The organism is Prauserella alba (assembly GCF_024171735.1).
In the GTDB taxonomy this organism is placed as follows: Bacteria; Actinomycetota; Actinomycetes; order Mycobacteriales; family Pseudonocardiaceae; genus Prauserella; species Prauserella alba.
Genome location: NZ_JAMTCH010000003.1, coordinates 1,197,667 through 1,218,487 on the forward strand (window position 1 = coordinate 1,197,667; position 20,821 = coordinate 1,218,487).

Here is a 20,821-nt window from a genome sequence, read left to right on the forward strand (position 1 = left end):
GCGTGCGGCAGTACGAGGAGTAGTTACTTTCATGACAGATGCAGACACCGTGCAGGAAACCGAAGCCGTACTGGACAACGGCCGGTTCGGCACGCGCACGGTGCGCTTCGAAACGGGCAGGCTGGCCAAGCAGGCCGCCGGCTCCGTCGTGGCGTACCTGGACGACGAGACCATGCTGCTGTCGGCCACCACGGCCTCCAAGCAGCCCAAGGAGCACTTCGACTTCTTCCCGCTGACGGTGGACGTCGAGGAGCGCATGTACGCCGCCGGCCGTATCCCCGGCGCGTTCTTCCGCCGCGAGGGTCGCCCGTCGACCGACGCGGTGCTGACCTGCCGGCTGATCGACCGGCCGCTGCGCCCGTCGTTCGCCGACGGTCTGCGCAACGAGATTCAGGTCGTCATCACCGTGCAGAGCCTCAACCCCGAGGACCCGTACGACGTGCTGGCGATCAACGCCGCGTCGGCCTCGACGCAGATCGGCGGCCTGCCGTTCTCCGGCCCGATCGGCGGCGTGCGTGTCGCGCTGATCGAGGACCAGTGGGTCGCGTTCCCGACCTGGTCGCAGCTGGAGAAGGCGACGTTCAACATGGTCGTCGCGGGCCGTGTCGTCGGTGACGGCGCTGGCGACGTCGCGATCATGATGGTCGAGGCCGAGGGCACCGAGAACACGCTCGACCTGGTGGCCGAGGGCTCGACCGCGCCGACCGAGACGACGGTCGCGCAGGGCCTGGACGCCGCGAAGCCGTTCATCCGCGCGCTGTGCGAGGCGCAGCAGCGGCTGGCCGAGGTGTCGGCCAAGCCGACCGGCGACTACCCGGTGTTCCCCGCCTACCAGCAGGACGCCTACGACGCCGTCGCCGCGATCGCGACCGACGAGCTCACCAAGGCGCTGGCCATCGGCGGCAAGCAGGACCGCGACGAGGCGACCGACGAGGTCAAGGCCTCGGTGCTGGAGCGGATCGGCCTCGGTGAGGGCGAGGCCTTCGAGGGCCGCGAGAAGGAGGTCGGCGCGGCGTTCAAGTCGCTGACCAAGCACCTCGTGCGCCAGCGCATCCTGCGGGACCAGGTTCGCATCGACGGCCGTGGCCTGACCGACATCCGGCAGCTGGCCGCCGAGGTCGCGGCGATCCCGCGGGCGCACGGTTCGGCGCTGTTCGAGCGCGGCGAGACCCAGATCCTGGGTGTCACCACGCTGAACATGCTGCGGATGGAGCAGACGCTGGACACGCTCTCGCCCGAGACGTCGAAGCGCTACCTGCACCACTACAACTTCCCGCCCTTCTCCACCGGGGAGACGGGCCGCGTCGGTACGCCGAAGCGGCGCGAGATCGGCCACGGCATGCTCGCCGAGCGTGCGCTGGTGCCGGTGCTGCCGAAGCGCGACGAGTTCCCGTACGCCATCCGCCAGGTCTCCGAGGCGCTCGGCTCGAACGGCTCGACGTCGATGGGCTCGGTCTGCGCATCCACGATGAGCCTGTACAACGCCGGTGTGCCGCTGAAGGCGCCGGTTGCGGGGATCGCGATGGGCCTGGTGTCCGACCAGGTCGACGGGGAGACGCGCTACGTCGCCCTGACCGACATCCTGGGAGCCGAGGACGCGTTCGGCGACATGGACTTCAAGGTCGCGGGCACCAAGGACGTCATCACGGCGCTGCAGTTGGACACCAAGCTCGACGGCATCCCGTCGGACGTGCTGGCCGCGGCGCTGAACCAGGCGCGTGACGCCCGGCTGACGATCATGGACGTTATGTCCGAGGCGATCGACGAGCCGGACGACATGAGCCCGTACGCCCCGCGCGTGACCACGGTGAAGGTTCCGGTCGACAAGATCGGTGAGGTCATCGGGCCGAAGGGCAAGATGATCAACACCATCACCGAGGAGACCGGCGCCGACATCTCGATCGAGGACGACGGCACCATCTACGTCGGCGCGGCCGACGGCCCGTCCGCCGAGGCCGCGATCGACAAGATCAACGCCATCGCCAACCCGCAGCTGCCGAAGGTGGGCGAACGCTTCCTCGGCACCGTCGTGAAGACGGCCGCGTTCGGTGCGTTCGTCTCGCTGCTGCCCGGCAAGGACGGCCTCGTCCACATCTCGAAGCTGGGCAACGGCAAGCGCATCGGCAAGGTCGAGGACGTCGTCAACGTCGGCGACAAGCTGCGCGTCGAGATCGCCGACATCGACCAGCGCGGCAAGATCAGCCTGGTCGTGGTCGACGAGGACGGCGAGAGCGACGGCGACAACGACGGCGCTGCGCCGGAGGAGGCCGAGTCCGCCGACGCCTGACCGGCGCCGGTACGGACACGGACGAACAGACACGACGGCGACCCGCCGACGGCACCTGCTGCCGCGGCGGGTCGCCGTGTGACATGGGGCGTTGAACAGGTTGATGGCACGGCAGATTCCCGGGCACGAACAGCCCGCAGGCAGCACCCGCACCCTGGAGTCGGCCTCCGGGGGCGGGCGGGTGAAGCGCACCGTCCTGCCCGGTGGGCTGCGCGTGATCACCGAGCAGGTTCCGGGCGTGCGGTCGGCGACCGTCGGCCTCTGGGTCGGTGTCGGTTCCCGCGACGAACGGCCCGCGGTCGCCGGCGCGGCGCACTATCTCGAACACCTACTGTTCAAAGGCACCGGCCGCCGCGACGCGACAGCCATCGCCGAGGAGGTCGACGCCGTCGGCGGCGAGCTGAACGCCTTCACGGCCAAGGAGCACACCTGTTACTACGCGCAGGTCATCGACGAGGACCTGCCGGTGGCGATCGATCTGGTGACCGACGTGGTGTTCGAGGCCCGGTGCACGGACGCCGACGTCGACACCGAGCGCAGCGTGGTCCTCGAAGAGATCGCCATGCGCGACGACGACCCCGAGGACCTGCTCCACGAGACGTTCGTGGAAACCGTGCTCGGCGGACATGCGCTCGGCAGGCCGGTTCTGGGCAACCAGGAGTCCATTCAGGACATGTCGGCCGAAGCACTGCGCCGCTTCTACCGCAGGAGGTACGTGCCGCAGCAGATGGTGCTGGCCGTCGCGGGAAACATCACGCACGGCGCGGTGTTGCGGCTGGTGCGGAAGGCCCTCGGAGACAGGCTCGACGGTGACACCGCTCCGACGGCGCCGCGTGCGGGCCGCGCGAGGCCCCGCCGGACCCGGAGTCTGCAGCTGCGCACCGACGACACCGAGCAGGCACATCTCATGCTCGGCATGCTCGCGCTCGGCAGGCACGACGAGCGGCGGTACGCACTCGGGGTCCTCAACGCCGCCCTGGGAGGCGGCATGAGTTCCCGGCTGTTCCAGGAGGTCCGCGAACGCCGCGGGCTGGCGTACCAGGTCTACTCGTCGGTGGCGACGTACGCCGACACCGGCCACCTGTCGGTGTACGCCGGGTGCCAGCCCGATCGGCTCGGCGAGGTCACCGACGTCGTTCGCGGGGTGCTCGCCGAGGTGGCGGCCGACGGGCTGAGCGACGCCGAGGTCGCTCGTGCGAAAGGCCAGCTCCGCGGCGCCCTGGTGCTGGGCATGGAGGACACGGCCGCGCGGATGACCAGGCTCGGCAAGAACGAACTGAACTACGGCCGGTACCTGAGCGTCGACGACAACGTGGCCCGGATCGACGCCGTCACGGGAGAGGACGTCGCGGCGCTCGCGCGGACCCTGCTCGGCGGTCCGGGAGGTGTCACCAGCGGCGTGGTCGTCGGGCCGTACGCTCGCGACGAGGACCTTCCCGATGAGTTGCACGAGGTGATCGCATGACCAGCAGTCCGATTCGCGTCGGCGTTCTCGGCCATACCGGCCGGATGGGCGCGGAGACCGTGCGTGCGGTCGAGGGCGCGCCGGACATGGAACTGGTCGCGACCGTCGGTTCCGCCGGTGACCCGGCTGCGCTGGTCGAGGCGAAGGCCGATGTCGTCGTCGACTTCACCCGGCCGGACGCCGTGATGGGCAACCTCGAATTCGTCCTGTCCCACGGCATGCACGCGGTGGTGGGCACGACCGGGTTCACCGACGAGCGCCTCGCGCAACTGCGCTCGTGGCTGGCCGAGCGGCCGGAGCTGGGCGTGCTCATCGCGCCGAACTTCGCGCTCGGAGCCGTGCTGGCGATGCGGTTCGCGCAGCAGGCCGCCCGGTTCTACGACTCGGCCGAGGTCATCGAACTGCACCACAACCGCAAGGCCGACGCGCCGTCGGGCACCGCTGCGCACACCGCGCGGATGATCTCGCAGGCCAGGGCGGAGGCCGGGATCGAGCCGGGCAGCGACGCCACGGTGTCCGAACTGGACGGTGCACGCGGCGCGGATCTGGGTGACGTCCGGGTGCATTCGGTGCGCCTGCCGGGGCTCGTGGCACACGAGGAGATCATGTTCGGCGCCGCGGGGGAGACCCTGACGATCCGGCACGACTCGATGGACCGGAGTTCCTTCATGCCCGGCGTGCTGCTCGGCATTCGCGAGATGCCCCAGCGGCCCGGCCTGACGATCGGGCTGGAGAAGGTGCTCGACCTGTGAAAGCCCGCAACGTCGCCATCGTGCTCACGGCCGCGGTGGCGCTGTACTTGGTTCTGCTCGCCGGCCGTGCGGTGGCGTTGCTGAAGACCGGCGAGCTCGTGCCCGTGCTCCTCGGAGTGGGCGTGCTGGCGCTACCGCTGCTCGGCGTCTGGATGCTGTGGACGACGTGGCGTTCCGGGAACCGGATCCAGCGGCTGGCACGCAGACTCGAGGCCGAAGGCGGCCTGCCCGACGTGTCCGACCTGCCGCGCAGGCCGTCGGGACGGGTGGACCGCGAGGCGGCGGACGCGTGGTTCGACGAGCGCCGCGCCGAACTGGAGCGCGAACCCGGCGACTGGCGCCGTTGGTACCGGTTGGCCTACGCCTACGACATCGCGGGCGACCGCAAACGTGCCCGCGCCACGATGAACAAGGCCGTCGAACTCGAAGCCGACGAGGCCGGAGCCGCCGACCGCTGACACCGCCGTTCGCTGACCCTGCCGTTGGCTGACGCCGCCGACCGCTGACTCCGCGGTTGTGCGCGGTGCCGCCGTGCTCGCGGCCGGGTCGCTAGAGCGAGATGCCGAGCCAGCCCGCGGCGACGGCGGGGGAGGCGGCGAGGAGGCTGAACCGGACGAACCGGCCGGCCAGGCCCGCACCCACGAACAGCGACGGCCGCATGTTGACGAACCCGGCCAGCACGACGGTCGCCATGTACGGCGGCAGCCCGACCACGGAACTGACGCCGTAGGTGCTCGCCATCCAGTGCGGGTGACGGTGGCAGCGCTCGCGCAGTGCCTCCAGCCAGCCCCGCACCCGTTTGGTGCGCCGGCGCCAGCGTTCCCGGCGCGGGGTCGGCGGCCGCTCCTGCCGGTGGCGGTGCAACCGCTCGTGCAGGAATCGCGGCAGATGGATCGAACCCCGCGCCGCGAGGTAGTACGGCAGTTTGCCGACGACCTGGCCCGCCGCGACGACGGCGCCCATGAGCAGCCAGGGAATCGTCTCGCTCTCGCCGGTCATCACCGTGATGAGGAAGAGTTCGACGCTGACCACCGGAAGGAGCGCGGAGCCGACGGCGACACCGAAGGCGACGCACAGCCAGGTCAGCACAGTGTCTCCGCAGGCGGTCGGGGTCGGTGGTCGGATCCGGTGGGGCCGGAGGCGGCGGGGCCGGCGGCCGTGGCGCCCTCACCAGGGTCACCGCTCGGCCGCAGCATCGCAGCGGTCGTGTGTCGGGCGGGTGAAGGGCTCACCGGATCGGTGCGGTTACAGGGACGGCTCGACTATGACAGATACCGCCGCCGCGATGTGACCGCTCGCACCGATTCGCCGCCGGTTTCCGGGCCGGGCACGCGTCCGGGTTCGTGGACCGGTGCCGGCTGGTTGTGGTGGGCGGCCGTGCCGCTCGGGCCGTGCCGCCGGGTTCTGCTGTGGTCGTGACCGGCCCGGTACCGGGCGTCAGCGGTCGAATCGGACGTCGAGTCCGCCGGTGAGGCGGAGCTCCCGCACCGTCCGTTCCCCCGTGTCGAGGGTGCGCACCGTGCCGTCCGGGTTCCAGCCTACGGCGCGGAAGAACGACAGGGCCGCCGAATCGGATTGCGAGACCCAGGTCACGCCGCGGCTGTGGCCCATCGCCCGCAGGTCGGTGGCGGCCGTGCCGAACAGCCTGCCGCCGTGCCCGCGCCGGCCCCAGCGGGGTTCGACGAGCACCGTGGCGATCAGCGCCACCTCGGCGGCGTCCGCGGGCGGCGAGCCGTCGGCCGCCGCGGTGTCGTCGGCGGGGGCCGGGCCTGCGGCGCAGAAGCCCACCGTCGTCGTCCCTTCACGGGCCACGTAGACCGTCGAGGCCGGGTGTTCGACGGCACGGGCCCATTCGTCGGTGAGCGCCGCTTCGTCGAGCGCATCGACGGTGGCCTGGCCCAGCGCGTCCGCGTACGCCGTGCGCCACGTGCGCACCTGGATGGCGGCGATGTCGGCGGCGTCGTCGGGGCCCGCGACGCGGACCGTGGCGTCCGTCATACCGGCACCCTACTGGCCGGTGACGGCGGAATCGTCGGGGGCGGCTGGCAGCATGCCACGGGTGAGGACCATCAGCCTGCCCGTCGCACGTCGCACCGCCCTCGCAGCGCAGGGGTTCACCGACCCGCGGCCGTCGACGGCACCGACCCGCCGGCACCTGCGCCGCGTCCTGTCGCGCACGAAACTGCTGCAGCTCGACTCGGTGAACGTGGCGATGCGGGCCCACTACGCCCCGCTGCTGTCCCGGCTCGGGCCCTACGACCCCGCACTCGTCGACGATGCCGCGTGGCGCGACACCGCCCGCAAACCCCGGCTGCTCGTCGAGGCCTGGGCCCACGAGGCGAGCCTGATCCCCGTGGCGGACTGGCCGCTGCTGATGTCCGGGGCGAAGCGCCCTGGCTGGTGGCGGGGGTATGCGCGGCTCGCCGAGGAGGCCCCCGGGCTGGTCGACGACGTGCTGGCCGTGGTCAAGGAACTCGGACCGGTGGGGGCCGGCACCGTCGAGAAGGAACTGACCGGTGGCGAGCGCCGCACGCCCGGCTCGTGGTGGGAGCGCTCGGAGGTGAAGAAGATCTGCGAGTGGCTGTTCGGCACGGGCGAGCTGACCACGGGTACGCGCCGGGGTTTCGAGCGCTGCTACGACCTCACCGAACGGGTCGTGCCCGCCGACGTCCGGCAGCGGCGCGTCGCCCCCGACGAGGCCGCTCGTCGACTCGTCGCCGCGTCGGCCGAGGCACTCGGTGTCGCGACCGAGACCGATCTGCGGGACTACTACCGGCTCGGCCCTCCCGAGACGCGCACCGCTGTGGCCGAGCTGGTCGAGGGCGGCACGCTGGAGCCGGTCCGGGTCGACGGCTGGCGGCAGCAGGCGTACCGCCACACCGCGGCCGCGACGCCGCGCACGGTGACCGGCAGTGCGCTGCTGTGCCCGTTCGACCCGCTCATCTGGGAACGTGACCGCACCGAGCGGCTGTTCGGCTTCCGCTATCGCATCGAGATCTACGTGCCGGCGCAGCGCCGTGAGTACGGCTACTACGTCTTCCCATTCCTGTGTGACGGCAGGCTGGTCGGCCGGGTCGACCTGAAGGCCGACCGGGCCGCGTCGGTGCTGCGCGTGCCCGGTGCGTTCACCGAGCCCGACGTCGACCAGGGCCGGGTCGCCGCGGAGCTGGCCGCCCGGCTGCGCGAGACGGCGGACTGGCTCGCGCTCGACGGCATCGAGGTCGGCGAACGCGGTGACCTGGCGTCCGTGCTGCGCCGCGAGGTCAGCCCGCGGCGGTGACGAGGGCTCCGGTGACGAGGACGTCGCCCGCGCCCGTGCGGGCGCGCACGGCGAGGGGCACGTCCCGGTCGGGCGCCATGTCAGCCACGTCCAGTTCGCTGCGCACCCGCCCCGACCCGGACGACAGGTCGATCTCGGCGGCCACACCGGAACGGACGCCGATGCGGATCGTGCCGGACCCCGTGGTCGCCTCGACCGATCCGGCCGCCGCGTCGGCGACGGTCACGTCACCGCTGCTCGTGCGGACCAGGACGGCACCGGACACCTCGCCGAGGCGGACCGCGCCACCGGCCGTCGTCACACTGCCGGTGGCGGGCAGGGCGGCGACCGCCACGTCGCCCCGGCTCGTCCGCAGCTGCAGACCGCCGCGAAGCGCACCGGCCGTGACGTCACCGCCGCCAGCCCGGATCGTCGCCGGGCCGTCGGCGTCCCCCACACGTACCTCGCCGGAGCCGGTGGTCAGCTCGAGCCGGTGTGCCGTCCCGGTCACCGTGACGGGGCCCGCGGCCGCGCGGACCCGTACGGCCGACCCCTCGGGCGCGTGCACCGTCACCGCGAGCGGCACGCCGTGCAGCGGCAGTGCCTGCGGCCCGCGCACGACCAGAGCCCGCGACTCGTGCTCGATGCGGCACTGCGCGATCGCCTCCTCCGGCGAGCCGGTCAGGTCGCCGGTGCCGAACCTGTCGCCCATCCAGCTGAGGATGCCGGCAACACTCTCGGTCCACGGCAGATGCGCGGCCGGGTCGTGCCGGAGCTCTACCGAGCCGGGTTCACCGCCGAGGTGCACGGCCACCCGCCCGAACGGGATGTCGATGTCGATGTCCACCGGGCCGGTGGCGTCGAGCGCCTCGGTGCGCACCGGTTCGGACGGCTGCTCGTTCATGGTCAACCTTCCACCCAGCCGTGCAGATGTGATCGGGTCGTGTGGTCGGAGCGGCCGCCGGGGCCGCAGTCGCCGCGTTGGCCGGCCCTGCCGGGGTCACGGGACTCGTCGGCGCCGCGCCGCCCTGCGTGGTGACCGTGCAGGCCGCCGCGTACCGCCTGCTGCACCGCTTGCGCGACGAACGCGTTCAGCGACTGTCCCTGGGCCGCGGCTGCCTGTTCGGCCTGCGCCTTGATCTGCTCGACGATGCGCAGTGTGATGCGGCTGATGTCACCACCTGCTGCGTCGCCGAAGGCGCCGGCCGCAGCTCCGTACCGGCCGGCACCGGTGTCCGCCCCGCCGCCGGCGTCACCGGTGACGTCATCATCGCCCGCCGCCCGGTCGCCGGCAGGACCGCCGTTCGCCGGGCCGGCCGGTCCGGGCCGCTCCGGTCCGGTCACGACGACCCGGACGTCACGCCCGTCGAGACGGACGTCCACGACTTGGTCGTGCAGGTGAGCGGTGACCTCGGCCGCCATGTCGGCGAGGGCGTTCATGAGGGTCAGCCGGGCCGCGGGTTCGAGGGCGGCCGACAGCACCGCGGCGGTGCGCTTCATGTCCTGATCGCCCGCCGAGACGCTCGTGGCGAGGTCCTCACGGAGGCGGTCGAGATACGGCGTGAGATCCATGACTCCACTGTGGCGTCATGCATGACATCGCGCAACCCCGGTGTGGTGTCATCGTGGTGTCATCCGTTCGGTGAAAGAGGGCGGTACCCCGGCGGTGCAGTCCCGGCGGTGCAGCCGGGGCGTGCGGATCGCACGCGGCGGCTCACCCGGGAACGGGGCGACCGGCCCGGTCCGACAGGATCGTCGGGGGCGGGCAGTACGCTGCCCCAGGCAGGACAACGCGGGGAGAGAAGAGGGAGTCGGACGTGGCCGAAACGGTGTCACCGCAGGTACGCGTGATCGCGAAGACGGAGTTCTTCCCACCGGAGGACGTGGCGTGGAGCACCGACGCCGACGGCGGGCAGGCGCTCGCGGAGTTCGCCGGACGGGCCTGTTACCAGTCGTGGCAGAAGCCGAACCCGAAGACCGCCACGAACGCCGGCTACCTCGACCACATCATCGAGGTCGGCCACCTGTCGGTTCTCGAACACGGATCGGTGACCTTCTACATCACCGGTATCTCGCGGTCGTTGACCCACGAGCTGATCCGGCACCGGCACTTCTCGTACTCGCAGCTGTCGCAGCGCTACGTGCCGGAGAAGGACGCCGCGTTCGTCGAGCCGGACGTCATCGCCGAGGACCCCGAGCTCCACGAGAAGTTCGTCGCCGCGGCCCAGGCCAGCGTCGATGCCTACAGCGAGCTGCTGGCGGGACTCGAGGAGAAGTTCGCCGACACCCCGAAGGCCACGTTGCGCCGGAAGCAGGCCCGTCAGGCCGCTCGGGCGGTACTGCCGAACGCCACCGAGACGCGCATCGTGGTGACCGGGAACTACCGCGCGTGGCGGCACTTCGTCGGCATGCGCGCCACCGAACACGCCGACGTCGAGATCCGTGAGCTGGCGGTCGCCTGCCTGCGGGAGTTGCAGAAGGCCGCGCCGAACGTGTTCGCCGACTTCACGATCTCCGAGCTGCCCGACGGCACCGAGGTCGCCACCAGTCCGCGCGTCGCGGAAGGCTGAGGGGGACGCGTGCGCCGGCTCGCCATCGACGTCCAGCCGGGGGAGTACACGGTCGCCCGTTTCGATGCGGGTGCGCCGGTGCCCGCCGCGCTGCTCGACCCGACGGGCGGGGAGTTGGTCTCGGTCGTGCGCACGGCCGAGGAGCTGTCCGTGGTGGGGCCGTCGGCACGCATGCCCGCCACCGACCGTGCCGAACCGGGGTGGCGGCTGCTGACCGTGCGCGGTCCGCTGGCGTTCAGTCTCACGGGCATCGTGGCGGCCCTGTCGAGCGAACTGGCCGCGGCCGGGGTGGCGCTGTTCGCCGTCTCGACCTTCGACACCGACCATTTCCTGGTCGCGGCCGGTGATCTCGACCGTGCGGTCGACGCGTTGCGATCCGGAGGGCACGAGGTGCACCACGCCGACGTCTGACCGGGTGATGCGCCGCTAGGATGCGGCACGCACCGTGAGGACGAAGTGAGGGCGTGTGACCGAGAACTCCGAGCAGCAGACCGATTCGAGCACCCAGGCCCACGCGGCGTTGCGCACGGTGGCGGGGCGCTACGCCCTGCTGGAGGAACTGGGCCGCGGCGGCATGGGTGTCGTCTGGCGGGGCGAGGACACCGTGATCGGCAGGCACGTGGCGGTGAAGGAACTGCGGCTGCCGGACGGTGCCGAAGACGCGGGCGTGTTCTCCGAGCGCATCCTGCGTGAGGTGCGCACCGGCGGTCGCCTCAACGACCCGGCCGTGGTGACCGTGTTCGACGTGGTCGCCGACGGTGACGCGACGTTCATCGTCATGGAGCTGGTCGAGGCACCGACCCTGTCGGACCTCGTCGACCGGCGGGGCCCGCTGCCGGCGCACGAGGTGGCGCGTATCGGTGAGCAGGTGCTGTCGGCACTCGAAGCCGCGCACCGGGCCGGGATCGTCCACCGGGACGTCAAGCCCGGCAACATCATGGTCGCGCCGAACGGCAGGGTGAAGCTGACCGACTTCGGCATCGCGCAGGCCGTCGACGATCCCCGGATCACCACGAGCGGCATGCTCGTCGGCTCGCCGGCGTTCATGGCTCCGGAGCGGGTCGCGGGACAGGAGGCCCTGGCCGCGTCCGACCTGTGGTCGCTGGGGGCGACGCTGTACTTCGCCGCCGAGGGCATGCTGCCGTTCCAGCGCTCGACCACGGCGGCGACGCTGCACGCGATCATGCACGAGATGCCGCCGCTGGCCCGGGCCCACGGCCCGCTGGCCCAGGCGATCATGGGCATGCTGACCGCGGCGCCCGAGGCGCGGCTGCCGGCCGGTCAGGCGCGGGGCCTGTTGACCGCCGCAGCGCAGCCCGGCGTGGCACAGCCGGGGCCGCCGACCCCGCCCGGCGGTGACGCGCAGGCGACGGCTGTGCATCACGGCGGCCCGCCCACCCTCGCCGCGAGACCGGGCGCCGGCCCGGCAGCCGGTGGCCGGACGCGCCGCAGGCTGCTGACCGCCGGCGGGGCCGTCGCGGCGGTGGCACTGCTGATCGGCGGCTTCTTCGCAGGCAAGCCGTTCTGGGGCCCGGCGGTCGACGACGCGATGGCCGAGACGCTGACCTACGGCAGCGGCGGCGACATCGAGAACTACGACATCGACGGCAGCTCGAACTACTGTGTCAACACGCCACTCGCGCGCGGCAGGGCACTCGCCAGCAGCAACTGGGTCGATTGCGAGGACGAGGCCCACGACGCGCAGCTGTTCGAGGTCGCCTCCGCGGTGCCGGAGTCCAGCGATTCCGACGCCGCGGACGCGACGTACCCGGGTGAGGACCGGCTGCGCGCGTTCGCCGAGGCCAAATGTGCCGCGACGTTCCACACCAATCGGGTCCAGGACGACGAGCGGCCCGGGCTGCGATTCCTGGCGCTGGTGCCGACCGAGGCCGAGTGGAACCGCGAGCCCGCCGACGACTACGACCCACCGGTCCGCGGGGTGCTGTGCTTCCTGGTACCCGCCGACAGCGGCAGGCTCGAAGGGTCGGCGACCCGGGGAATCGTCTGACCCACCGCCGGCTCCTGCCCCTGGTTTCCCCGCCGCGGGGTCCGTGCCTGCGGCACAAGAACTTCCGGTGGTGGCGCCGCGGCGGCGGTGATCCTCCGGCGCGCTGCGGGACGCGCGTGGAGGCCCGCCCGAGGGGCATGGTCGACGCGCCGACCGGGCCTCGCGGGAGGTACCGTCAGCGGCATGTCGACCGCTTTGCCTACCGCGCCCACCGCCGCGCCGGGACGTCCCTTCGGCCGCGTGCTGACCGCCATGATCACGCCGTTCGACGACCAGGGCGAACTGGACGTGACGCGGGCGCAGGAGATCGCCGAACACCTGGTGGACCTGGGCAACGACGGCCTCGTGGTCAACGGGACCACCGGCGAGAGCCCCACGACGACCGACGACGAGAAGGCGCGCCTGGTGCGTGCCGTCGTCGAGGCGGTCGGTGACCGGGCCGCCGTCGTGGCCGGAGCCGGCACCTACGACACGCGGCACAGCATCGAGCTCGCCCAGCAGGCGGAGAAGGCCGGCGCCCACGGCCTGCTCGTCGTCACGCCGTACTACTCACGGCCGACGCAGGCCGGTGTCCAGGCGCACTTCACCGCCGTCGCCGACGCGACGGAGCTGCCCGTGATGCTCTACGACATCCCGCCCCGGTCGATCGTGCCCATCGAGGTCGACACGCTGCGCAGGCTCGCCGAGCACCCGCGCATCGTCGCCGTCAAGGACGCCAAGGGCGACCTGCTGGCGGGCAGCGAGGTCATCGCCAACACGCACCTGGCCTACTACTCGGGTGACGACGCGCTCAACCTGCCGTGGCTGTCGGTCGGCGCGGCCGGTGTGGTCAGTGTGATCGGACACGTCGTCGCGGGCCGCATCCGGGCGATGATCGAGGCCTACGAGGACGGCGACACGTCCACCGCACGCACCAACCACCGCGGCATGCTCGCGGTGTATCGTGCGTTCTCCCGCGTCGGCGGTGTCGTGTTCTCGAGGACCGCCCTGCGCCTGCGTGGCTTCGACGTCGGTGGCCCCAGGCTGCCGATCGTCCCCGCCACCGACGATCAGGTGGAGGCGATCGCCGCGGACCTGACCCAGGCCGGCGTGCCGCTCGACGCATACCGAGCGGAGGACTGGGCCGGTTCTCGTGCGCGCCGTGCGGACGAGGCCGCGGCCTACGTCACGCCCACCACCCACACCAGCGTTGGGACACTGCATCAGTGAGTGAACTCGCGGTCGGCCCCGGACCGACCTCCGCACCACCCGCACTGCCGGACGGCGCGCTGCGCACGGTCGCCCTGGGCGGCATCAGCGAGGTCGGCCGCAACATGACCGTCTTCGAGTACGGCGGCAGGCTGCTGATCGTCGACTGCGGGGTGCTGTTCCCCGAGGATCCGCACCCGGGTGTCGACCTCATCCTGCCGGACTTCCGCGCCATCGAGGACAGGCTCGACGACGTCGACGGCCTCGTGCTCACGCACGGGCACGAGGACCACATCGGGGCGGTGCCGTTCCTGCTGCGGCTGCGGCCGGATCTGCCCGTGTACGGCTCGAACTTCACCCTGGCGCTGCTCGCGGCGAAATGCCGCGAGCACAAGCAGAAGCCGGTGCTGGTGGAGGTCGCCGAGGGCGAGCGGCGCAGCGTCGGCGCATTCGACCTCGAGTTCTTCGCCGTCAACCATTCGATCCCGGACGCGCTGGCCGTCGCGATCCGCACGCCGGCGGGTGTCGTCCTGCACACCGGCGACATCAAGCTCGACCAGCTGCCGCTCGACGGCAGGCTCACGGACCTGGCCGGCTTCTCCCGCATCGGCGACGAGGGCGTCGACCTGTTGTGCGTGGACTCGACCAACGCCGAGGTGCCCGGCTTCGTCACGCCGGAGCGGGAGATCGGGCCCGTACTCGACGACGTGATCGCGAAGGTGCGGCAGCGGGTCATCGTCGCGTGCTTCGCCAGTCACGTGCACCGCGTGCAGCAGGTGCTGGACGCAGCCGTCAAGCACGGCAGGCGCGTGGCGCTGGTGGGCCGTTCGATGGTGCGGAACATGAACATCGCCGCCGAGCTCGGACTGCTGAACGTGCCGGAGGGGCTGCTGATCGACCTCGACGAGGCGGTGAACCTTCCGGAGTCACACGTGCTGTTCGTCTCCACCGGTTCGCAGGGGGAACCGCTGTCGGCGCTCTCGCGCATGGCACGCGGGGAGCATCGGCAGATCTCGATCCGCGCCGGCGACACGGTGGTGCTGGCGAGCTCGCTGATCCCCGGTAACGAGAACGCGGTGTTCGGGGTCATCAACGGGCTCGTGCGGCTGGGTGCCGACGTGGTGCACCAGAGCAACGCCAAGGTGCACGTGTCCGGGCACGCCTCGGCGGGGGAGCTGTTGTTCCTGTACAACGCGATCCGCCCGAGCAACGTCATGCCGGTGCACGGCGAGTGGCGGCACCTGCGGGCCTGCGGCGAGCTCGCCGTGCGCACCGGCGTGACCCCGGAGAACGTGGTGCTCGCCGAGAACGGTGTGGTCGTCGACCTCGTCGACGGCAAGGCGCAGGCCACCGGCCGGGTCGAGATCGGCGAGGTGTACGTCGACGGACTGTCGGTCGGTGACGTCGGCGAGTCGACGCTGTCGGACCGGTTGATCCTCGGCGAGGGCGGGTTCATCGCGATCACGGTCGCCGTCGACTCGGCGACGGGCCGTGCGATGAGTGAACCGACCGTGTCCGGCCGCGGTTTCTCCGACGACCCGAAGGCGCTCGACGAGGCGGCGTCGCTGGTCGAGATGGAGCTGTCGCGCACCGAGGCGGAGGGCATCACCGACACCCATCGCATCGCCCAGGTGATCCGCCGTGCGGTGGGCCGCTGGGTCGCCGAGACCTACCGGCGCCGCCCGATGATCGTTCCGACGGTCATTCCGGTGTAGGCCCGAGCAGGTGTAGCCCCGAGCCCCGAGCCCCGAGCCTCGTAGGCCCGAGCCCCACAGACCCGAGCCCCGTAGGCCCGAGCCCCGTGGGTCCGGGCGCCCTGCACCCGGGTGCCGTGGGCTGGGCTCCGGGGTGCAGGACACGTGTGCAGGAACGCAGGACACGCGCGGTGGGGTCAGTCCGTGGCGGGGAGCGGTTCGCCCACGGGTTGTTTCCGCGGTGACGTCAGCTGCACCAGTGCGGCACCGCCGAGCAGGATCCCGGCGCCGAGGACCTGCGACCAGGTGAGCGCTTCGCCGAGGAGCAGCCAGGCCAGCCCGGTCGCGATCAGCGGCTCCATGAGCGCCAGGACACTCGCCGCGGCCGCGGGGAGATGCCGCAGGGATGCGGTGCCCGCGCTGTAGGCCAGCACGGTCGACAGCAGGGCGACGGCCAGCAGCAGCACCCATACCGGCGGCTGCCAGGGTCCGAGTTCGGCCGGTGCGGTCACGATGTCAGCGGGCCAGGTCCACGGCGGTGCGACGGCGCACACCGCGACGGCACCGACCGTCATGCCCCACGTGACCATCCCGAGCGGGTGCTGGTCGGCGACACCGCGTTCGCCGAGCAGGAAGTACGCCGCCGAGCACAGGGCCGCCCCCGCGCCGGCCAGCAGCCCGACCGCGTCGAGGCTGAGGCCCGCTCCGATCTGCGCCACCATGGCGAGCCCGGTCAGTGCGAGTGCGATGCCGAGCCACATCGGCCACGGCAGCCGGACCCGCCGGACGAACCGCACCCACAGCGCCACGAGCACGGGCGAGGTGAACTCCAGCAGGATCGCCACGCCAACGGGGATCCGGGAGGCGGCCACGAAGTACAGCAGCTGCACGCCGGCGACGCCGAGCAGGCCGTAGGCGACCAGCAACCGCCACTGCCCGCGGCGGACCCGCAGCAGCGACGGGCGCAGCAGCGCGACGCACGTGAGCATCACGACTGCCGCGATGCCGATCCGCGCGGCCGCGACCTGTTCGGGACCGAGGCCCGCGGTCATCGCGGGTTTGCCGATCACGCCGGAACTGCCGAAACAGAGCGAGGCCACGATCAGCAACAGCACCCCGCGGCCGGCGTGCGGGCGCAGCGTGGTGGCCGCCGTGGTGGGGGGCGCTGCGGTGGTGGGTGGGGTGGGGGCGGCGTCGCCGCCGGCCTGCTGTGCGGGCCGGGTCGTGGTCATGCGCAGCGGTCCTCGTCGAGGTCGAACGGAAGGGGATACGGCAGACGGTAATCGGGATCGCGGTGGGGCCGATTGAAAATTGTCCCGGTGCCGCGCAACATTATTGCGTGACCGATCTGATGCTGGACGACGTGGACCACGATCTGCTTGCGCTGCTGCAGCGGGACGCATCGCGGACGCTGCGGGACCTCGGCGACGAGGTGGGACTGTCGCCGAGTGCGGTGCTGCGGCGGGTCCAGCGCTACCGGTCGGGCGGACTGCTGGGGCACAACGTCGCGGTGCTCGACCCTCGGCACGTGCCCGAGGTGATCCTGTCCGTATGCCTCGTGACCATCGAGGACGACACTCCCGAGGAGGGCCGCCGTTACCGCGCGCGGCTGCTGGAGGCGCCGGAGGTGCAGCAGGCCTATGAGGTCTCCGGCGACTACGACTACGTCGTGGTGCTCGCCTGCGTGGGCATGCGGCACGAGAACGAGGTGGCCAAACGCCTGTTCCAGCAGGATCCGAACGTCAAGCGCTACACCACGTTGTTCGTGCTCGACCCCGTGCGCACCGGGGTGGCGCTGCCGACCCGTGAGCCGCCGCGCGGCCGGGCATCGGCCGAGGAGGTCAGGGGCGCCACGGACTGACGGTGTCCGTGGGCCGCGTGGGATCGCGGAACCGCGGGACGTCGGGTTCGTCGCGGCGCAACGGGACGAGGCCGTCGGTGATCGTCTGCATGATCTTGGCGTGTGCTTTCACCGCGTGACCCGGTGTGGCCGCGTCGAACTCGCCGAGGTCGACCGGGTCGCCGAAGTGCACCCGGAACGTGGGCCTGCGCAGCGGCGCGGTGAAGCCGGACCGGGCCAGCGGAACCACGTCGCCGAAGCCGCTGACCGTCTCGGTGCCCCAGTAGACGGCCTCGTGCGCGCCCCACTGGCTGATCGGCACGACCGGCACGCCCGAGCCCAACGCGAGCCGGGCCAGGCCCGTTTTGCCGCGTTCGGGCCACAGGCCGCGGTCGTGGCTGATCCGGCCCTCGGGGTAGACGATGATCGGAGCGCGCGTCGAGGTGAGTTCGTCGACGGCGTCGGCGAACTGCTGGACCGCCGAGGCGGATCCGCGGTCGACGCGCAGATGGCCGCTGGCCTTCAGCGCGCTGCCGAGTACCGGTGCGTCCAGGAGGCCGCCCGCGAGCATGAACCGCGGGGCGAGCCCGAGCGACCGGCACGCGGCCATCAGCACGAACGGGTCGAAATTGCCGATGTGGTTCGCCGCGATGAGCAGGGGCCTGCCGCGCAGCCGCTGCGGCACGGAGCCGGTGACCCGCAACCGGCCCGCGACGCGGACGAGGTTGTGGTCCGCGGCGAGCATCGCACGCCAGATGGCTGGCGTCCCGCCACCTCGTGACGGAGAGTGGTCGTGGGTGTGACTGCCGGTCGTACCGCTCAGCATGTCCAGAAGGATGTCACGCGCACGGATGAGTGCGGCCGCCCGGTCGCCCGTGTAGGCGCCGCAGGGGCCGGGCTGCGGTGTGACCTCGCCGTTCGTGACGCGCGGGCCGCGTGTGGCGGCTGGGACGCAGGTGGTGATCCGGTTACCGTGGAGACATGGCGAGTGGGTCGGTGACGAAAGGCCGAGGCGGCGCGGCGCGTGGCTCGGGAAGCTCCGGCGCCAAGTCCGGCGGGTCCCGGCGTTCGGGCGGTGGTTCCGGTGCTCGCGGGTCCGGCGCGGGGACGGGCGGCGGGACGAAGCGTGCCTCGTCGTCGCGCACCAGGACCGCGTCTTCCTCGCGGACCCCGGCCAGGAAACCCGCTACGGGCGGCAAGGGCGGCGCGGCGAAGTCCGGGGCGAAGGGCCGTTCGGGCGGCACCGCGGGCTCGGCCGTGCGCGGCGGGTGGAACCTCGCGGCGAAGGCCGTCGGCGGTCTCGCCCGCACGGTCGGCCGGACCCGCGACCTCGAACCGGAACACCGCAGGGACGGTCTCGCGCTCGGGTTGATCGCCCTGGCGCTCGTCACGGCCGTGGGCGTGCTGTGGGAGAGCGCGGGACCGATCGGTGAGATCGTCACGATCGGTATGCGCACGGTCTTCGGCGCCGGTTCGGTGGCGATCCCGCTCGTGCTGCTGGTGCTCGCCGTCGCGTTGATGCGCTCGGAGCCGAATCCGGAGACACGGCCGCGCCGGGTCATCGGCGTGCTGCTGATGGGCCTGGCCGTGCTCGGCCTGCTGCACCTGATCAACGCGCGCCCGCAGGGTCACGAAGGGCTCATGTACGCAGGCGGCGGTCTCGGCTGGTTCTCGGGCGACCTGCTTGCCCGCGGCGTCACCGTCTGGGTGGCCGCTCCACTGCTGGTACTGGCGCTGGTGTTCGGCGTCCTCGTGTTCACCGGCACCCCGGTGCGGGACATTCCGCAGCGGCTCAGCGAATGGGGCACCGAGCCCGACGACGCCGTCGATGCCGACGGTGAGGCGGAGCGCGGGGGCGGCGATCCGGTGGCCGAGGGCGACCCGTCGGCGGTGCGGTTGCGGAAACCGTCGCGGCGGCGGCAGTCCTCCTCGGGGGCCGCGTCGACGCTGGACGAGATGCTCGACGGCGAGGCCGCCGACGGCACTGCGTCGACAGCGGCAGGGCAGGCCTCGTCGGCCGCGGCCGCCGCCCGTCCGAAGGCCGCCGACAAGGCCGTCGACAAGGCTGCCGACAAGGCGACGGAGAAGGCCGGGGGGAAGGCCGCGGCGAAGGCGGAGGCGAAGTCCGACGCCGCGCAGGCCGAGCCCGCGCTGGCGATCACGCGCACCGTCGACGGCGACTACACCCTGCCGCCGCCGGACCTGCTCACGCTCGGCGACCCGCCGAAGGCCCGCAGCAAGGTCAACGACGCCATGATCGAGTCGATCACGGGGGTGCTGGAGCAGTTCAACATCGACGCCCAGGTCACCGGCTTCGTCCGCGGTCCGACGGTGACGCGCTACGAGGTGGAACTCGGCCCCGGTGTGAAGGTCGAGAAGATCACGGCGCTGACCAAGAACATCGCCTACGCCGTGGCGACCGACAACGTCCGGTTGCTCGCGCCGATCCCCGGCAAGTCCGCCGTGGGCATCGAGGTGCCGAACTCCGACCGCGAGATGGTCCGGCTCGGTGACGTCCTCCGGTCGTCCAAGGCCGCCAAGGACACGCACCCGATGGTGATCGGCCTCGGCAAGGACATCGAAGGCGACTTCGTGACCGCGAACCTCACGAAGATGCCGCACCTGCTCGTCGCCGGTTCCACCGGTTCCGGTAAGTCGAGCTTCGTCAACTCGATGCTCGTGTCGCTGCTGGCACGGTCGACGCCCGACGAGTGCCGGATGATCCTCATCGACCCCAAGATGGTCGAGCTGACCCCGTACGAGGGCATCCCGCACCTGATCACGCCCATCATCACCCAGCCGAAGAAGGCGGCCGCGGCGCTGGCGTGGCTGGTGGAGGAGATGGAGCAGCGGTATCAGGACATGCAGGCCAACCGGGTGCGGCACATCGACGACTTCAACGAGAAGGTCCGCTCCGGCGAGATCACGGCCCCGCCCGGCAGTGAGCGCGAGTACCGGCCGTACCCGTACATCCTCGCCATCGTCGACGAGCTCGCCGACCTGATGATGACCGCGCCGCGTGACGTCGAGGACGCGATCGTCCGCATCACCCAGAAGGCACGCGCCGCCGGTATCCACCTGGTGCTGGCGACGCAGCGGCCGTCGGTGGACGTCGTCACCGGCCTGATCAAGACGAACGTGCCCTCACGGCTGGCGTTCGCCACGTCGTCGCTGACCGACTCCCGCGTCATCCTGGACCAGCCGGGCGCGGAGAAGCTGATCGGTATGGGCGACGGCCTGTACCTGCCGATGGGCGCGGGCAAGACGATCCGCATCCAGGGCTCGTTCATCGGCGACGACGAGATCCAGTCGGTCGTCGACTTCACCAAGCAGCAGGCCGAGCCCGAGTACACCGAAGGCGTCACGCAGGCGAAGGCCGACGAGAAGAAGCAGATCGACGAGGACATCGGCGACGATCTCGACGTGCTGCTGCAGGCCACCGAACTCGTGGTGACCTCGCAGTTCGGGTCGACGTCGATGCTGCAGCGCAAGCTCCGCGTCGGGTTCGCCAAGGCAGGGCGGCTGATGGACCTGCTCGAAAGCAGGGGAGTCGTCGGCCCGTCGGAAGGGTCGAAGGCCCGCGACGTGCTGGTCAAACCCGACGACCTGCCCGCGACGCTCGCGTTCATCCGCGGGGACGATCCGCCGCAGCCTGCCGAGGACCCGGCCCCCGAGGAGTGACGCCCCGGGGTTCTGAGCCCCCAGGGGCACTTTGGTCGCACTCAATGCAACGAAAGTGCCCTTGGGGGCATGCCCGG

The 20,821-nt window shown here is 71.7% G+C and carries 18 protein-coding genes; 12 read left to right on the plus strand and 6 right to left on the minus strand.

The genetic code is table 11. The features are described 5' to 3' along the window. The first annotated feature begins 31 nt into the window (after positions 1 to 31). The 4 genes from LY12_RS05430 (at position 32) to LY12_RS05445 (ending at position 4,962) form a co-directional block, all read left to right on the plus strand. Positions 32 to 2,287, plus strand: a complete 2,256-nt coding sequence (locus tag LY12_RS05430; protein ID WP_253853660.1) for a polyribonucleotide nucleotidyltransferase — start codon at positions 32 to 34, stop codon at positions 2,285 to 2,287. A 103-nt stretch (positions 2,288 to 2,390) separates the two neighbouring features. Beyond that, entirely contained in the window at positions 2,391 to 3,752 is a 1,362-nt protein-coding gene (locus LY12_RS05435; RefSeq protein WP_253854919.1) for a M16 family metallopeptidase, read from the plus strand. Then, positions 3,749 to 4,504 carry a 4-hydroxy-tetrahydrodipicolinate reductase gene (gene dapB / locus LY12_RS05440; RefSeq protein WP_253853662.1) on the plus strand — a complete coding sequence of 252 codons (756 nt, stop codon included), beginning with the start codon at positions 3,749 to 3,751 and terminating at the stop codon, positions 4,502 to 4,504. The genes LY12_RS05435 and dapB overlap by 4 nt, the downstream gene beginning before the upstream one ends. Next, positions 4,501 to 4,962, plus strand: coding sequence for a tetratricopeptide repeat protein (locus LY12_RS05445; protein ID WP_253853664.1), 462 nt, complete (start codon positions 4,501 to 4,503; stop codon positions 4,960 to 4,962). The genes dapB and LY12_RS05445 overlap by 4 nt, the downstream gene beginning before the upstream one ends. 91 nt (positions 4,963 to 5,053) lie before the next feature. Here LY12_RS05445 and LY12_RS05450 read toward each other — a convergent pair whose 3' ends face one another. Next, positions 5,054 to 5,593 (minus strand): hypothetical protein, encoded by a 540-nt coding sequence (locus LY12_RS05450; protein WP_253853665.1) that lies wholly within the window; start codon positions 5,591 to 5,593, stop codon positions 5,054 to 5,056. Positions 5,594 to 5,941: 348 nt separating this feature from the next. Continuing rightward, positions 5,942 to 6,502, minus strand: coding sequence for a GNAT family N-acetyltransferase (locus LY12_RS05455; RefSeq protein ID WP_253853666.1), 561 nt, complete (start codon positions 6,500 to 6,502; stop codon positions 5,942 to 5,944). 52 nt (positions 6,503 to 6,554) lie between these two features. On the opposite strand from LY12_RS05455, the gene LY12_RS05460 reads away from it, so the two are divergent. Continuing rightward, positions 6,555 to 7,784 carry a winged helix-turn-helix domain-containing protein gene (locus LY12_RS05460; RefSeq protein ID WP_253853667.1) on the plus strand — a complete coding sequence of 410 codons (1,230 nt, stop codon included), beginning with the start codon at positions 6,555 to 6,557 and terminating at the stop codon, positions 7,782 to 7,784. Here LY12_RS05460 and LY12_RS05465 read toward each other — a convergent pair. Further along, the gene (locus LY12_RS05465) at positions 7,768 to 8,667 is read right to left on the minus strand and encodes a DUF4097 family beta strand repeat-containing protein (RefSeq protein ID WP_253853668.1); all 900 of its coding nucleotides are present in this window, start codon (positions 8,665 to 8,667) and stop codon (positions 7,768 to 7,770) included. The genes LY12_RS05460 and LY12_RS05465 overlap by 17 nt on opposite strands. 2 nt (positions 8,668 to 8,669) lie before the next feature. Beyond that, positions 8,670 to 9,335 (minus strand): toxin-antitoxin system HicB family antitoxin, encoded by a 666-nt coding sequence (locus tag LY12_RS05470; RefSeq protein ID WP_253853669.1) that lies wholly within the window; start codon positions 9,333 to 9,335, stop codon positions 8,670 to 8,672. A 245-nt stretch (positions 9,336 to 9,580) separates the two neighbouring features. On the opposite strand from LY12_RS05470, the gene thyX reads away from it, so the two are divergent. The 5 genes from thyX to LY12_RS05495 all read left to right on the plus strand — a co-directional run bounded on the left by thyX (position 9,581) and on the right by LY12_RS05495 (position 15,244). Then, on the plus strand, positions 9,581 to 10,333 hold the full coding sequence (thyX, locus tag LY12_RS05475) for an FAD-dependent thymidylate synthase (protein ID WP_253853670.1): 753 nt from the start codon (positions 9,581 to 9,583) through the stop codon (positions 10,331 to 10,333). Positions 10,334 to 10,342: 9 nt separating this feature from the next. Then, positions 10,343 to 10,744, plus strand: a complete 402-nt coding sequence (locus LY12_RS05480; protein ID WP_253853671.1) for an ACT domain-containing protein — start codon at positions 10,343 to 10,345, stop codon at positions 10,742 to 10,744. A 55-nt stretch (positions 10,745 to 10,799) separates the two neighbouring features. Next, complete coding sequence (locus LY12_RS05485; protein WP_253853673.1) at positions 10,800 to 12,341, plus strand: serine/threonine-protein kinase; 1,542 nt, start codon at positions 10,800 to 10,802, stop codon at positions 12,339 to 12,341. Positions 12,342 to 12,524: 183 nt separating this feature from the next. Beyond that, on the plus strand, positions 12,525 to 13,550 hold the full coding sequence (gene dapA / locus LY12_RS05490) for a 4-hydroxy-tetrahydrodipicolinate synthase (RefSeq protein ID WP_253853675.1): 1,026 nt from the start codon (positions 12,525 to 12,527) through the stop codon (positions 13,548 to 13,550). Continuing rightward, entirely contained in the window at positions 13,547 to 15,244 is a 1,698-nt protein-coding gene (locus tag LY12_RS05495; RefSeq protein ID WP_253853677.1) for a ribonuclease J, read from the plus strand. The genes dapA and LY12_RS05495 overlap by 4 nt, the downstream gene beginning before the upstream one ends. Before the next feature lie 176 nt (positions 15,245 to 15,420). On the opposite strand, the gene LY12_RS05500 is transcribed toward LY12_RS05495, so the two are convergent. Continuing rightward, entirely contained in the window at positions 15,421 to 16,455 is a 1,035-nt protein-coding gene (locus LY12_RS05500) for an EamA family transporter (RefSeq protein ID WP_253853680.1), read from the minus strand. Between the two features lie 107 nt (positions 16,456 to 16,562). On the opposite strand from LY12_RS05500, the gene LY12_RS05505 reads away from it, so the two are divergent. Next, the gene (locus tag LY12_RS05505) at positions 16,563 to 17,084 is read left to right on the plus strand and encodes an Lrp/AsnC family transcriptional regulator (protein ID WP_253853682.1); all 522 of its coding nucleotides are present in this window, start codon (positions 16,563 to 16,565) and stop codon (positions 17,082 to 17,084) included. On the opposite strand, the gene LY12_RS05510 is transcribed toward LY12_RS05505, so the two are convergent. Further along, on the minus strand, positions 17,065 to 17,808 hold the full coding sequence (locus tag LY12_RS05510; protein WP_253854921.1) for a lysophospholipid acyltransferase family protein: 744 nt from the start codon (positions 17,806 to 17,808) through the stop codon (positions 17,065 to 17,067). The two genes, LY12_RS05505 and LY12_RS05510, sit on opposite strands and share 20 nt — an antisense overlap. Before the next feature lie 236 nt (positions 17,809 to 18,044). Here LY12_RS05510 and LY12_RS05515 point away from each other — a divergent pair, with 236 nt between their 5' ends. Continuing rightward, positions 18,045 to 20,744 (plus strand): FtsK/SpoIIIE family DNA translocase, encoded by a 2,700-nt coding sequence (locus LY12_RS05515; RefSeq protein WP_253853683.1) that lies wholly within the window; start codon positions 18,045 to 18,047, stop codon positions 20,742 to 20,744. Positions 20,745 to 20,821: the final 77 nt, after the last annotated feature.